Origin of the sequence: Amaricoccus sp., assembly GCF_017995835.1 — a bacterium.
Lineage (GTDB): Bacteria > Pseudomonadota > Alphaproteobacteria > Rhodobacterales > Rhodobacteraceae > Amaricoccus.
On sequence record NZ_JAGOID010000003.1, the window covers coordinates 40,420 to 52,878 of the forward strand.

The window sequence follows — 12,459 nt, forward strand, 5'->3', positions numbered from 1 at the left end:
GTCACACCGGGATCAGGCCGGCGGCGATGCGGCGGCCTTCGGACAGGAGCACGTTGTAGGTGCGGCAGGCCGGCGGGGTCGCCATGATCTCGACGCCGACGCCCGCGGCTTCGAGCGCGGCGCGGATCGCAGGGTCGAGCGGCCGGATCTCGGCGCCCATGCCGAGGAAGAGCACGTCAAACCGCCCGGCCTCGGCGAGGAAGGGGGCAATGTCCGGCAGGCCCGTCCAGGGGACGACGCCGGAGGGCATGAGCGCCAGCGGACCCCGATGGATCTGCGCGGCGATGCGGAAGAAGCCCGGTCCGTAGCCCTCGACCGGCGGCGCACCTTCGTAGCGGACTTCGGTGACCCGCATGGTCCTCAGGCCCCGGCCCTGCCCGGCTTGGCCGCCGCGGCCTCGTCCTTGGCCGTCCAGTCGCGCTTCACTCCGAGCCAGAGCACGATGGCGCTGGCCACCCAGATCGACGAGTAGGTGCCGACGACGATGCCAAAGATCGCGGCGAACGAGAAGCCGAAGACCACCGGGCCGCCGAAGAAGAGAAGCGCGAAAAGTGCGATCAGCGTCGTGACCACGGTCATGACCGTGCGTGAGAGCGTCTCGTTCAACGCGAGGTTCATCACCTCCTGCAACGGCGTCTTCTTGTACTTGCGCAGGTTTTCGCGGACGCGGTCGAACACGACCACGGTGTCGTTGATCGAGAAGCCGATGATGGTGAGAAGGCCCGCGACGATCGTCAGGTCGAACTCGAGCTGGAGCAGCGAGAAGACCCCGACCGTCACGACCACGTCGTGCAGGAGCGAGATGACGGCGCCGAGCGCGAACTGCCATTCGAAGCGCAGCCAGACATAGACCATGACCGCTGCGAGCGCGAGGCCGACGGCGAAGACGCCGGTCCAGACCAGCTCGCCCGAGACCTTGCCGCCCACCGTGTCGACCTGGAGATAGGTCGCGCCGGGAAAGGCCGCGTCGATGGCCGCCTGCAACCTGGCGACCGGGTTGGCGTCCTGCGCCACGTCGTCGCCGAGCGTGCCGACGCGCATCAGCACGACCTGACCGCCCGACCCGCCCGAGGCCTCGGTCACCGCCACGTCGCCGACCTCGAGCCCGGTCAGCAGCTCGCGATACTCGGAGATGTCGCGATGCTCGGGGAACTCGGCGAGGATCAGCGTGCCGCCGAGGAAGTCGACGCCGAAGTTGAGCCCGCGGATCGGCAGCAGGATGCAGGTCGCGACCACACCGAGGATCGACACGGCAAGCCAGAAGCGCATCGGCTTGAAGAAGTCGAAGTTGGTGTGGTCCGGAACCAGGCGCAGGAGCTTCATGGGTTCGCCCCGTCAGATCGTCAGCGTCTTGGGACGCCGCTTGTCGTACCACCAGGAGACGATCAGCCGCGACAGCGAGATCGCCGTGAACATCGAGCACAGGAGGCCGAGCGCCAGCGTGATGCCGAAGCCGCGCACCGGACCCGCGCCCATCGCGTAGAGGATTCCGGCGACGATCAGCGCCGTCAGGTTGCCGTCGAGGATCGGCGACTGCGCCCGGTCGAAGCCGAGCTCGATGGCCCGGGCCGGGCCGCGGGAGGTTCGCGCCTCCTCGCGGATGCGCTCGTAGATCAGGACGTTGGCGTCGACGGCCATGCCGATCGAGAGCACGAGGCCGGCGATGCCCGGCATGGTCATCGTCGCGCCGAGCAGCGTCATCAGCGCCATCAGGAGCACGATGTTCATGATCATGCCGAAGGACGCGATGATCCCGAAGAGGCCGTAGGTCGCCGTCATGAAGGCGATGATGCCGACGAAGGCCGCGATCGCCGCCGCCTCGCCGGCGCGGATCGAGTCCGAGCCGAGCTCGGGGCCGACGGTGCGCTGCTCGAGCACCTTGATCTCGGCCGGCAGGGCGCCGGCCCGAAGAAGGATGGCGAGCCGGCTCGATTCCTCGGGGGTGAAGTTGCCGGTGATGATGCCGGTGCCGCCGGGGATGTGGCCCTGGATGACCGGGGCCGAGATCACCTGGTCGTCGAGGACGATCGCGAAGGGCGAACCGATATGCTCGGCGGTATAGGCGCCGAACGCGGCGCCGCCCTGCGGGTTGAAGCGGAAGTTGACCGCCGGGCGGCGGTTCTGGTCGTAGGTGGGCTGGCTGTCGACGAGCTGTTCCCCGGTCACGACCGGATGTCGGTCGAGCACATAGAAGATGCCGGGCTCGTCCATGCTGGGCAGCACGATGTCGTCGAGCCCGGGCTGGACGTTCGCGTCGGCCGTGCGGCTGACCACCGGGTGGAAGGCGAGACGCGCGGTCTGGCCGATGATGGCGAGCAATTCCTCGGCGGAGCCGATGCCCGGCACCTGCACGAGGATGCGGTCCGACCCCTGGCGCTGGATCGTCGGCTCGCGGGTGCCGGTCTCGTCGACGCGGCGGCGGATGATCTCGAGCGACTGATGCATCACCCGTTCGTTCATCGCCGCGATCTCGGCGGGGCTCATGGTGACGACGATCGTGTCGGGCCCGTCGGCGGTGGCGACGAAGTCGCGCGTGCCGGCGCCGGTGATCGAGAAGACCGGCTGCGACACCTGGCCGACGACGTCGAGCGCCGTCTGCAGGCCCGCCGGGTTGCCGATGCGGATGCGCAGCTCGGTCGCCGGGCTGTTCAGCCGCCGCACCGTGCCGACCTGGTCGCGCGCGTCGCGAAGCTTGTCGCGCAGACCCGGCCAGAGGTTTTCGAGCCGCTCCGCCTGGGCCTGCCCGAGCTGGACCTCGACGAGGAGGTGCGCCCCGCCGCGCAGGTCGAGGCCGAGGGGCACGAGCTTCGAGGGCAGGAAGGCGGGCCAGCCGTCCATCGCCGCCTGAAGCTCCGGCGTGACCGCGGCGCCGGCAGCCACTTCGGCGCGGGCGTCGTTGGCGCTCTCCACGCGGGAATAGAACGCGTTCGGAAGTGCTATCGCGATGCCGATCACGCAGACCGCGATGATCAGGGCGCGCTTCCAGATGGGAAAGTTCAGCATCTCGGGTCGGTCCCCGGCATTGGTCCTCGGGCCGGACGCCTGCGCGTCAGGCCTCGGCGGGCTCGGTCTTGCTCAGGACCTGGGCGATGGTGTTCTTCACCACCCGGACCTTGACGTTCGGAGCAAGCTCGACCTCGAGCTCGGCGTCGGTCACCTTGACGACCTTGCCGATCATCCCCCCCGCGGTCACGACCTGGTCGCCGCGGCGAAGCGCATCGACCATGGCGCGATGGTCCTTGAGCTTCTTCTGCTGCGGCCGGATCATCAGGAAGTACATGATCACGAAGATCAGGATGATCGGCACGAAGCCGATCAGTCCGCCGGCGGCGCCGCCGGCGGCGGCCTGGGCGTAGGCAGGCGTCACGAACATTGCGATTCTTCCCCATGGGCGTTGCGGGTCGTGGCGAAGCGGGCCCGGCCCGGCCCCGGCCGAAATCTGGCGCGGAACCTATCCGCGGCCTCCGGGCTTTGCAAGGCGACGCGGACCCGGGCTCGGGCACGGCTGCGCGAGCCGGCTTCCGGCGACGGAACCGTCGGTTCGCTCGCGCGTAGGGGACGAGGCGGCTTTCCGCTGTCCGTCGCCGCGCGATCCGTTCGGCCCCCTTGTCGCGCGTCGCGCCGGCGTGGTTGGGTCGAGGCGCCACATACTCGGGAGAGAGCCATGACCATGCCGAAAGCCCTCGCGGCCGCAGCCCTTCTCGCCACCCTCGCCGCCTGTGCGCAGGAGGGGGCGACGGAGGCGGCGGACGTCGACGTTTCGAAAGACGCCTGCGGCGCGGCCGGCCATCAGAACCTGGTCGGAACCTCGGTGGGCGCGCTCGACGCCGCGTCGTTGCCGGAGCCGCGCCGGGTGATCTTCCCGGGACAGCCCGTGACGATGGATTTCCGCGCCGAACGGCTGAACGTCGAGATCGGCCCCGACGACAAGGTCGCGCGGGTGTTCTGCGGCTGAGCTAGCGTCGGGTCGCCCGTCGGGCGGCCTGGCGTGCAAGCAGCGAGGCGAGCCCCACGGGGGCGAGCAGCGCGAGCGCCGCGGGCAGGCCGACGAGGCTCGCCATCATTCCGACGAAGGGCGGGCCGATCAGGAAGGCGGTGAAGGCCGTCAGCGCCAGAGTGGCGACGTTGCGCTCCGGCGGTTGCCCCGGCAGCGGCGCGACCATGGACATCGTCAACGGATAGATGTTGGCGCAACCGAGGCCCAGCAGGGCCGCGAGCGGCATCGACGCCCGGACCGAAGGCGAGAGCGCGAAGCCGAGCATCGCCGCCGACATCACCAGCGTCGAGACGACGATGACCGGCCCGGCGCCAAGCGCCTCCGCCAGCGTGTCGCCGGCGAGGCGTCCGATCGCCATCGCCAGCGCGAAGGTCGCGAAGGTCGCGGCCGTCACGAACGGGCTCGCCCCCACGTGCTCGCGCAACAGCAGCGCCGACCATTCCATCATCGCGCCCTCGATCAGCAGCGCGCCGATCGGCACGAGGCAGAGCAGCACGAGCGCGGCCGACGGCATGCCGACGCCGCGCTCGGGCGTCTCGGCGCGGGGAGCGTCGGGGATCAGCAGCCAGCCGAAGGCGATCGTGCCCGCCGCGAACAGCGGTTGCAGCAGCAGCTGCTGGCGCAGGAAGGAAATGTCCGCCTCGGCGAAGAGGCCGCCGATCAGCGCGCCGGTGACGGTGCCGAGGCTCCAGAAGGCGTGACAGCGCGTCATCAGCCGGCGCGACAGCGCGGCTTCCATCTGGCTGGCCTTGGCGTTCATCGCCACTTCGATCGTGGCGATGGTCAGGCCACAGACGAAGAGCGTCAGCCCCAGCGCGAGCGCATTGGGCGCCAGCGCAGGGCCGATGAAGCTGAGGAGGAACGTCGCGCCTCCCCATGTCGCCGTCGCCTTGAGCCCGAAATGGCGGACAATCCGGCCGACGCCGAGGAAGCCGAGCATCGTCCCGACCGGCATCCCGAACAGGCAGAAGGCGAGCGTCAGGACGTCGAGCCCCAGCGCCGCCTTCACGTCCGGAATACGCGGGAACCACACCGACAGCCCGAGGGCGTTCAGCGCAAAGACGAGCTGCAAGGCAAGGAGTCGCGTTGAAGGCGAAGGCATCGGCGACGATGCGTATCCTGCCCGCCGATCTGGGTCCAGCACCTCGGCGCCCGGCCGGACTCGACTCTTCGTCGGGTGTTTAAGAACATCTAGGGAACATCCAGCGAGTCGTTCGATCTTGCCGCCACGTCGCATCCTGTCTGTCTGGTTTCCCCGCCTCGCCGCCGAGCGTGTCCTGCGCGGCGCGCCGCTTCTCGCCCCGGTCCCGCTGGCGGTGGTCGGCGAGCGGCAGGGTGCGCTTCGCCTTGACAGCCTCTCGGCTGCGGCCGAGGCGGCGGGACTGCGGCGGGGCATGGCGCTCGGGGACGCGCGGGCGATTCGACCCGACCTCGTGACCCGGCCGGAGGATCCGGTGGGCCAGCGCGCCTTTCTCGCCGCCCTCGGACGCTGGGCCGGGCGGTTCTCGCCATGGACGGCGACCGAACCGCCGGATTCGCTCGCGCTCGACATCACCGGCTGCGCCCATCTCTTCGGCGGCGAGGCGGGCCTCGTCGCCGCCGTGGAGGAAGCAGCCGGCGATCTCGGCCTGAGCCTGCGCGCCGGCGTCTCCGATACCCTGGGGGCGGCCTGGGCGCTCGCCCGTTTCGCCGGAACCACGCCGGGCGAGCGCCATGCCGGCGACGCGATCGACCAAGAGGCCCGCGCCACGCGGTCGCGGGCCTCCCGGCGGCGCTGGGAGCGCGGCGGCCAGCCGCCGCCCGCGCGGATCCCGCCCGGACCGGCCGCGTCCCGGATCGCGTCGCCGGGGGAGACCTTCGCCCATGTCGCGGGGCTGCCGGTGGCGGCGCTGCGGCTCGCGCCGGAGGCGGTCGAAACGCTGCGCGAACTCGGGCTCGGACGCATCGGCGACATCGCCGGCCTGCCCCGGGCCCAGCTCGCGCGCCGCTTCGGGCCGGAGGCGTTGCTGCGGCTCGACCAGGCGATCGGCCGCGTCCCGGAGCCGATCTCGCCGAACCGGCCCGAGCCGACGCTCGCGGTCCGGCTCACCCTGCCCGAGCCGATCGGGCTCGAGGCGGACGTGCTCGCCGCGCTCGACCGGCTGGCGCCGCCGCTCTGCGATCGGCTGCGCGCCGCCGGCCGGGGTGCGCGGCGGGTGCGGCTGACGCTGCTGCGGATCGACCGCGCAACGCAGTTCGTCGAGGTCGGGCTCGCCCGCGCCGCCGACACGCCCGCGACGATCCGCAGTCTTCTGGCGCTGAGGATCGGTGGGTTCGACGCGGGTTTCGGCATCGAGGCGCTGCGGCTCGAGGCGCTCGAGACCGAACCGATGGTCGCGCGCCAGCGGTCCGCTGGCGGGACGGGGCCGGGAGCCCCCGACCCCGACGCGCTGGCCGACCTGATCGGCCGGCTGGGCACGCGGCTGGGCCTGGAAGGGTTGACGCGACTTCATCCGGCCGACAGCCACATTCCGGAGAAGGGCGCGACGGTGATGGCCGCCGCCTTCGCGGCGCCCGCCGGCCCCTGGCCGGCCCGGCGGACGCCGCGGCCGGCGGTGATCCTGCGCCCCGAGCCGGTCCGTCCCGTCGATGACTCCACGCCCCCCGAGCGGTTCGTATGGCGGCGAAAGCCGCGGCGGCGTGTCGCGGCCTTCGGTCCGGAACGGATCGCGCCGGAATGGTGGCTTGACGATCCGGCCTGGCGCTCCGGCCCGCGCGACTACTGGCGGATCGAGACCGAGGAGGGCGAGCGGCTCTGGCTCTTCGAGACAAAGGGCGAGGGCGGCTGGTTCGCCCAAGGCATCTTCGTCTAGAGCGGAGGCCGGGCCGTCCGTTCCGGAATCCTGAACTGGCGCCGGCCGCAGGCAACTCATGCCGGCGAGTCTGCCGGGCCACCCGGCGCAATACGGGCTAACACGCGTGATATTAGGATAACTATCTGAATACACACGATAAAAAAGGTCAAAGGTCAAAAAAGGTCCGCGAGTCGCTTCATGAGCCCGCCGGTATCAGCGGTTCCGGCGCAGATAGATATAGTAGGCGCCGCCGCCGCCGTGGCGGAAATGGGCGGGCGCCACCTGGAGCACCCGGCCCGCGAGGGGCGGAGCGGCGAGCCAGTGCGGGACGGCGTGACGCAGGGCTCCGCGGCGGTGCGGCGTCAGCGGGTCGCCCTCCCTGCCCTTGCCGGTGATGACGAGAACGAGCCGCAATCCGCTCGCCTGGGCGCCGAGCACGAACCCGGTCAGCGCCCCGTGCGCGCGCTCGAGCGTCATGCCGTGGAGGTCCAGCCGCGCCTCCGGATCGAGGCGGCCCCGCCGCAGCCGCTCGAACCGGCGCCGGTCCATCTGCGGGCTCGTCGAGGCAAGCGCCGCGTGCGGATCCGGCGCGAGATCGACCCGCACCGAAGGCTGCGCGGGCGGTCGCGGACGACGCGCCGGCAGAAGCGGCCTGGCCGTCGGCGGCGAGACAGGCGGCCGCGGCGGCTCCGGTGGAGCGGGGATGGCGGCTTCGGCCGGCGGCGCGGGGTGCAGCGGAACCGCGGTCTCGGTCACGCGCCGCCAAAGCTCCGACTCCTCGGGGGAGAGCCGGCGCCGGCGCATGGTTCAGGCGCCGGTGCCGGTCAGCAGCCAGTTCGGGTTGTCGGAGGTCATCGTGCGCGTGAACGTCCACACGTCGCGTTGCTGCTTGATCTCCTTGGGGTCGCCCTCGACGATTGCGCCGGAGGGGTCGCGCACGACCGAGGTCAACTCGCCGAGGAAGCGCACGGAGACGTCGCCCTCGCCGGTGGTCGCGTCGAAATGCGCGTCGACGACGCTCACCTCGCGGATGCCGACGAAATCGGCCTGGACGGAGTAGCCCTTGGCGCGGCGCGCCTCGATCGCCTCGGCGAAGGACTGGTAGACCTCCGGCGACAGGAACTCGCGGAGCGTGTCGAGATCGCCGTTCTCGAAGGCGATCACGATCATCTCGTAGGCCTGCCGCGCCCCGTGGGTGAACTCGTGGACGCTGAAGCTCGGGTCTGCCCGCTTCATCGCGGCAAAGGCCTTGCCGGCCTCGCCCGCGGCATCGACGAAATCGGCGATGTCGGGGTCGGGCCCGCCGCCCTCGATCACCTCGAAGGAACGATCGCGCGACGGTTGCGCGGGCGCCGGAACGCCGCGAGGCTTCTCGTAGCCGCTGCGCGTCCCGAGCACGTTGCGCAGCCGGAGAATCAGGAACAGCGCGATCCCGGCCAGAATGATGATCTGGATCATCTGTGAGCCCATCGCCCGCCTCTTCTCCATATTCCGCGGCCGAAACGATGGCGCCAGCCGGTGACGCCACTTATGTAGGATCCAGGACGCCGCAAGTCCATGCGGGCGGCGCGAATGGGAGGACGACGGACCGAACCGATGTGGATCACGCTTGCCCTGCTGGCGCTACCGATCGTCGAGATCGCGCTTTTCATCCTGGTCGGCGGCTGGATCGGCCTGTGGCCGACGCTGGGACTGGTCGTCCTCGCCGGGCTGGCCGGCGTCGCGGTGATCCGCGCGCAGGGGGCACAGGCCTTCGAGCGGCTGCGCGTCGCGGCGGCGACCGACAGCGATCCGAGCGGGCCGATGGCGCACAGCGCGCTGCTGGTCCTGGCCGGGCTGCTGCTGATCGTGCCGGGGTTCTTCACCGATGCGCTCGGGCTGCTCCTGCTCGTGCCGCAGGTCCGACAGGCGGCGATACGGCGGTTCGCCGGCAAGGTCTCGCGACGGACGGTGGTGTTCACGACCGGGACCGGATCGAGGCGGCCGCGGGACGGAGAGGCGATCGAGGCGGATTACGAGGTGCTCGACGACGTGCCGCCGGAGCAGCGCGGCGCTTCGGGCTGGACCCGCTCGCCCAACTGACGGCGTGCGGGGCGCGTTAGCCTTGTCGGGCCGCCCGCGTTGTCGCGGCGCCGGGCGCGTGCTAGAGCCGCCAGCGAAACAGGATTGAACCGCGAGGAAGCGACCCCATGGCCGAACACGAGAACGGGGCGTCCGCCCCCGAGCAGCCGCCGGCGCGGCTTCAGATCATCACCCAGTTCATCCGCGACCTGTCCTTCGAGAACATCGGCGTGCAGAAGGGCGGCGTCCCGGACGGCAAGCCCGAGGTCAAGGTGGCGATCAACCTCGACGCAGCCAACCGCGGTTCGGACCAGTACGACGTGGCGCTGAAGCTGAAGGTCGACAGCCACGTCCAGGGCATTCCGCTGTTCATTCTCGAGATCGACTATGCCGGCCGCTTCGTGATCCAGGGCGTCCCGCAGGAGCAGATGCATCCGCTGCTGATGATCGAGTGCCCGCGGCTGATCTTCCCGTTCCTGCGCCGGCTGGTGTCGGACATCACCCGCGACGGCGGCTATCCGCCGCTGAACCTCGAGATGATCGATTTCATGACGCTCTATCGTCAGGAGGTCGCCAAGCGGCAAGCCGAGGCGACGCCGAAGACCGCCAACGCCTGACCTGCGACGCGATCCCGGCAGCGCATGGTCGCCGGGATCGCCCCGTCGGCGGACGGCGTGCGCCTGTCGCGGTCGTTTTCTAGAGCCTCGCCCAGAGCGCGGCCTCGCCCAGTTCGGCGACAAGGCGGGCATGGGCTTCGGCCTCCGCTGCGGCAATGCGGGGCGGCAAGGGCCGCGGGCGTGGCGGAGCGACCCAGGCGACCGTCGCCGCTCCGCCGCTGGATCCGGCGGTGACGGTCAGCGTCAGGTCCGGCTGCCGGCCGCCGATCAGTTCGAGATAGACCTCGGCGAGCAGCTCGGAATCGAGCAGCGCGCCGTGCTTCACCCGACCGGAATTGTCGATGCCGAAGCGACGGCAGAGCGCATCGAGCGTGTTCGCAGCACCCGGAAAGCGCCGCCTGGCGAGGTCCAGCGTGTCGAGGGCGCGGCCCGGGGCGAGGAGCGGGCGACCGCACCAGCCGAATTCCGCGTTCAGGAACTTCATGTCGAAGGCGGCGTTGTGGATCACCAGCCGCCCCTCGCCGAGGAAGTCGAGAAACTCGTCGGCGACGTCGGCGAAGACCGGCTTGCCCGCGAGGAACGCCGTGGTGAGCCCGTGGACCGCGACCGCCTCCTCCGGCACCGCGCGCTGCGGGTTGACGTGGGCGTGGTAGATCCTGCCGGTCGGCATGTGGTTGACCAGTTCGACGGCGCCGATCTCGACGATGCGGTCGCCGGCGGCGGGATCGAGCCCGGTGGTCTCGGTGTCGAGGACGATCTCGCGCATTCGCTATCCCTTGGGTGAACCTGTCAGGCGTTCCACCAGATCTATGACTTCGGCGCGGGCGGCATCAATCCCCTTGTCGGTCTCGATCACGAAATCGGCGCGTCGACGCTTCTCGGCGTCGGGAACCTGCCGGGCGAGGATCGCCGCGAAGGCCTCTGCGGTCATGCCGGGTCGTTGCAGCACGCGGGCGCGCTGGATTTCGGGGTGGGCGCTCACCACCAGAACCGCGTCGAACGCATCGCCGGCGCCAGTCTCGTAGAGGAGCGGCACGTCGAGCACGACGAGGGCCGCGTCGGCGTGGCGCGCGACGAAGGCCTCCCGATCGGCGGCGACAAGCGGGTGAATCCGGGTCTCCACGGCGCCGAGAAGACCCGGATCGGCGAGGACGGCGGCGCGGAGCCGGTCGCGGTCGACGGCGCCGTCGGCGCCGACGGCGTCCGGCACGAGATCCGCCAGCGCCGCGCCGCCGTCCCCGCCCGGGCCATACAGGCGATGGACGGCGGCATCGGCGTCCCAGACCGGCACGCCGGCTTCCGCGAAGGCGGCGGCGGTGGTGGACTTGCCCATGCCGATCGAGCCGGTGAGTCCGAGGAGAAAGGGTCGTGTCGTCACGGCGCGAGCACCGCCTGACGCAGCGCCTCGTCGACCTCCGGGGCGCGGCCGAACCATTGTTCGAAGCCGGGCGCAGCCTGGTGCAGCAGCATGCCGAGCCCGTCGACGACTCGCAGCCCGCGGGCGCGCGCCTCGACGAGGAAGGGCGTCAGGAGCGGCGTATAGACGATGTCAGTGACGAGGGCGGCGGCGGGCGCGGCGCCGAGACGGATCGGCGAGCCTTTGTCTTCGCCCATGCCGAGGGCGGAGGTGTTGGCGATCGTCGCCGTCCCGGCGGCGGCATCGCCGGCTTCCTGCCAGTCAATCACGACGATCCGCTCGCCGAAATGATCGCGCAGGCTGTCGGCGCGGCTGCGGGTGCGGTTGGCGAGCCGGATCTCCGGCGCGCCGTCCCCGAGAAGCGCGGCGATCACCGCCCGCGAGGCGCCGCCGGCGCCGAGGACAAGCGCCGGTCCGTCGGCGGCCCGCCAGTCGGGCGCGGACTGGCGCAGGTTGCGGATGAAGCCAGAGGCGTCGGTGTTGTCGGCGGTGAACCCGCCCTCGTCGTCGAACACCAGCGTGTTCGCAGCCCCGATCAACTCCGCCGTCGGGGTGGCCCGGGCGGCCAGTGCCAGCGCCGCCTCCTTGTGCGGGATGGTGACGTTGACGCCGCGAAAGCCGAGCCGGGGCAGCGTCGCCAGCGCGGTCGCGACATCCTCGGGGCGGACGGTAAGCGGCACGTAGTATCCGGCGATTCCATAGCGGGCGAGCCAGTGGCCGTGCAGGCGCGGCGAGAGGGAGTGGCCGACCGGCCAGCCCATGACGCCGGCGAGCGGCGGAGCCTCGGTCATTCGGGCATGATCCTTCTGGTTCTGAGGAAGCCCAGCAGTTCCAGCAGGGGCAGGCCGAGGACGGTGAAGAAGTCGCCTTCCACCCGCGAGAAGAGCTGCGCCCCCTCGGCCTCGAGCCGGTAGGCGCCCACCGTCTCGTGCAGCGTTTCGCCGTGGGCGTCGAGATAGGCTTCGAGGAAGTCGTCGGTGAAGGGCCGCATGGCGAGACGGGCCCGCCCGACATGCCGCCACACGGGCGCGCCGCCTTCGAAGGCGACGGCGGCGGAATAGAGCTGGTGCGTTGCGCCGCGCAGCAGGCGCAGCTGCGCCGCCGCTTCGCGACGGTCAACAGGCTTGTCGAGGAGCCGGTCGCCGATCACGAGGACCTGGTCGGCGCCGAGGACGATGCGGTCGGGGTTCCGTCCGCTGATGCGACGCGCCTTCAGTTCGGCCAAGGCGGCCGCGATGTCTGGCCCGCGCGCGCCTTCGGCGACGAGCGTGGCCTTGACCGCCGCCTCGTCGACGGCCGCCGGCACGACCTCGAACGGCACGCCAGCGCCGGCGAGCATTGCCGCACGGGCCGCCGAACGCGAGGCCAGGATGAGGCAGCCGGACAATCGGATCTCCCGGCGCGATGGCGCCGAGGCGTTTTTCGCGACCCTTGTGAAGCGACGCAAGGGCGCCGGCACGGATCGGGTCGAGAAAAAAGATCTGGAGGAATTCGTGGATAACCAGCGGTGAAGCGGCCCGAAGGTTGGGGACG

General features: G+C 71.0%; 16 protein-coding genes. 5 read left to right on the forward strand and 11 right to left on the reverse strand.

Annotation, left to right across the window (positions count from 1 at the left end):
- Position 1: 1 nt before the first annotated feature.
- Genes KBA23_RS00985 through yajC form a run of 4 tightly spaced genes read right to left on the reverse strand, consistent with a single transcriptional unit; the run spans position 2 to position 3,373 of the window.
- Positions 2 to 355, reverse strand: a complete 354-nt coding sequence (locus KBA23_RS00985) for an Mth938-like domain-containing protein (RefSeq protein WP_290735623.1) — start codon at positions 353 to 355, stop codon at positions 2 to 4.
- Between the two features lie 5 nt (positions 356 to 360).
- The gene (secF, locus tag KBA23_RS00990) at positions 361 to 1,323 is read right to left on the reverse strand and encodes a protein translocase subunit SecF (RefSeq protein WP_290735626.1); all 963 of its coding nucleotides are present in this window, start codon (positions 1,321 to 1,323) and stop codon (positions 361 to 363) included.
- A 12-nt stretch (positions 1,324 to 1,335) separates the two neighbouring features.
- Entirely contained in the window at positions 1,336 to 3,003 is a 1,668-nt protein-coding gene (secD, locus tag KBA23_RS00995) for a protein translocase subunit SecD (protein WP_290735629.1), read from the reverse strand.
- Positions 3,004 to 3,049: 46 nt separating this feature from the next.
- Positions 3,050 to 3,373 carry a preprotein translocase subunit YajC gene (gene yajC, locus KBA23_RS01000; RefSeq protein ID WP_290735632.1) on the reverse strand — a complete coding sequence of 108 codons (324 nt, stop codon included), beginning with the start codon at positions 3,371 to 3,373 and terminating at the stop codon, positions 3,050 to 3,052.
- A gap of 291 nt (positions 3,374 to 3,664) precedes the next feature.
- Here yajC and KBA23_RS01005 point away from each other — a divergent pair, with 291 nt between their 5' ends.
- Positions 3,665 to 3,955, forward strand: a complete 291-nt coding sequence (locus tag KBA23_RS01005; protein ID WP_290735635.1) for an I78 family peptidase inhibitor — start codon at positions 3,665 to 3,667, stop codon at positions 3,953 to 3,955.
- Position 3,956: 1 nt separating this feature from the next.
- Here the strand turns inward: KBA23_RS01005 and KBA23_RS01010 are convergent, their stop codons facing one another.
- The gene (locus KBA23_RS01010; RefSeq protein ID WP_290735638.1) at positions 3,957 to 5,069 is read right to left on the reverse strand and encodes an MFS transporter; all 1,113 of its coding nucleotides are present in this window, start codon (positions 5,067 to 5,069) and stop codon (positions 3,957 to 3,959) included.
- Positions 5,070 to 5,217: 148 nt separating this feature from the next.
- Between KBA23_RS01010 and KBA23_RS01015 the strand changes: the two genes are divergently transcribed.
- Positions 5,218 to 6,849, forward strand: a complete 1,632-nt coding sequence (locus tag KBA23_RS01015; RefSeq protein WP_290735639.1) for a DNA polymerase Y family protein — start codon at positions 5,218 to 5,220, stop codon at positions 6,847 to 6,849.
- Positions 6,850 to 7,044: 195 nt separating this feature from the next.
- On the opposite strand, the gene KBA23_RS01020 is transcribed toward KBA23_RS01015, so the two are convergent.
- Both KBA23_RS01020 and KBA23_RS01025 read right to left on the reverse strand, forming a co-directional pair.
- Entirely contained in the window at positions 7,045 to 7,587 is a 543-nt protein-coding gene (locus tag KBA23_RS01020) for a Smr/MutS family protein (protein ID WP_366935286.1), read from the reverse strand.
- A gap of 51 nt (positions 7,588 to 7,638) precedes the next feature.
- Positions 7,639 to 8,301: a Tim44/TimA family putative adaptor protein gene (locus tag KBA23_RS01025; protein ID WP_290735644.1), complete on the reverse strand. Its 663-nt coding sequence runs from the start codon at positions 8,299 to 8,301 to the stop codon at positions 7,639 to 7,641.
- A gap of 126 nt (positions 8,302 to 8,427) precedes the next feature.
- Here KBA23_RS01025 and KBA23_RS01030 point away from each other — a divergent pair, with 126 nt between their 5' ends.
- Positions 8,428 to 8,913, forward strand: a complete 486-nt coding sequence (locus tag KBA23_RS01030; protein ID WP_290735646.1) for an FxsA family protein — start codon at positions 8,428 to 8,430, stop codon at positions 8,911 to 8,913.
- Positions 8,914 to 9,020: 107 nt separating this feature from the next.
- Positions 9,021 to 9,509 carry a protein-export chaperone SecB gene (gene secB, locus KBA23_RS01035; protein WP_290735648.1) on the forward strand — a complete coding sequence of 163 codons (489 nt, stop codon included), beginning with the start codon at positions 9,021 to 9,023 and terminating at the stop codon, positions 9,507 to 9,509.
- A gap of 79 nt (positions 9,510 to 9,588) precedes the next feature.
- On the opposite strand, the gene dnaQ is transcribed toward secB, so the two are convergent.
- From dnaQ to KBA23_RS01055, 4 genes are read right to left on the reverse strand one after another with little or no spacing between them, the layout of a single operon-like run.
- Complete coding sequence (gene dnaQ, locus KBA23_RS01040; protein WP_290735650.1) at positions 9,589 to 10,275, reverse strand: DNA polymerase III subunit epsilon; 687 nt, start codon at positions 10,273 to 10,275, stop codon at positions 9,589 to 9,591.
- A gap of 3 nt (positions 10,276 to 10,278) precedes the next feature.
- Positions 10,279 to 10,887, reverse strand: coding sequence for a dephospho-CoA kinase (gene coaE, locus KBA23_RS01045; protein ID WP_290735653.1), 609 nt, complete (start codon positions 10,885 to 10,887; stop codon positions 10,279 to 10,281).
- On the reverse strand, positions 10,884 to 11,717 hold the full coding sequence (locus KBA23_RS01050) for a shikimate dehydrogenase (RefSeq protein ID WP_290735656.1): 834 nt from the start codon (positions 11,715 to 11,717) through the stop codon (positions 10,884 to 10,886). Before KBA23_RS01050 ends, coaE begins: the two co-directional genes overlap by 4 nt.
- The gene (locus tag KBA23_RS01055) at positions 11,714 to 12,313 is read right to left on the reverse strand and encodes a Maf family protein (protein ID WP_290735659.1); all 600 of its coding nucleotides are present in this window, start codon (positions 12,311 to 12,313) and stop codon (positions 11,714 to 11,716) included. Before KBA23_RS01055 ends, KBA23_RS01050 begins: the two co-directional genes overlap by 4 nt.
- On the opposite strand from KBA23_RS01055, the gene KBA23_RS01060 reads away from it, so the two are divergent.
- Positions 12,297 to 12,437, forward strand: coding sequence for a hypothetical protein (locus KBA23_RS01060; RefSeq protein ID WP_290735662.1), 141 nt, complete (start codon positions 12,297 to 12,299; stop codon positions 12,435 to 12,437). The two genes, KBA23_RS01055 and KBA23_RS01060, sit on opposite strands and share 17 nt — an antisense overlap.
- Positions 12,438 to 12,459: the final 22 nt, after the last annotated feature.

What these genes read in the sequence shown, in the direction of transcription:
- KBA23_RS00985 (WP_290735623.1), bottom strand. Translation starts at nt 355, where the DNA reads ATGCGGGTCACCGAAGTCCGCTACGAAGGTGCGCCGCCGGTCGAGGGC.
- secF (WP_290735626.1), bottom strand. Translation starts at nt 1,323, where the DNA reads ATGAAGCTCCTGCGCCTGGTTCCGGACCACACCAACTTCGACTTCTTC.
- secD (WP_290735629.1), bottom strand. Translation starts at nt 3,003, where the DNA reads ATGCTGAACTTTCCCATCTGGAAGCGCGCCCTGATCATCGCGGTCTGC.
- yajC (WP_290735632.1), bottom strand. Translation starts at nt 3,373, where the DNA reads ATGTTCGTGACGCCTGCCTACGCCCAGGCCGCCGCCGGCGGCGCCGCC.
- KBA23_RS01005 (WP_290735635.1), top strand. Translation starts at nt 3,665, where the DNA reads ATGACCATGCCGAAAGCCCTCGCGGCCGCAGCCCTTCTCGCCACCCTC.
- KBA23_RS01025 (WP_290735644.1), bottom strand. Translation starts at nt 8,301, where the DNA reads ATGGGCTCACAGATGATCCAGATCATCATTCTGGCCGGGATCGCGCTG.
- KBA23_RS01030 (WP_290735646.1), top strand. Translation starts at nt 8,428, where the DNA reads ATGTGGATCACGCTTGCCCTGCTGGCGCTACCGATCGTCGAGATCGCG.
- secB (WP_290735648.1), top strand. Translation starts at nt 9,021, where the DNA reads ATGGCCGAACACGAGAACGGGGCGTCCGCCCCCGAGCAGCCGCCGGCG.
- dnaQ (WP_290735650.1), bottom strand. Translation starts at nt 10,275, where the DNA reads ATGCGCGAGATCGTCCTCGACACCGAGACCACCGGGCTCGATCCCGCC.
- KBA23_RS01050 (WP_290735656.1), bottom strand. Translation starts at nt 11,717, where the DNA reads ATGACCGAGGCTCCGCCGCTCGCCGGCGTCATGGGCTGGCCGGTCGGC.
- KBA23_RS01060 (WP_290735662.1), top strand. Translation starts at nt 12,297, where the DNA reads ATGAGGCAGCCGGACAATCGGATCTCCCGGCGCGATGGCGCCGAGGCG.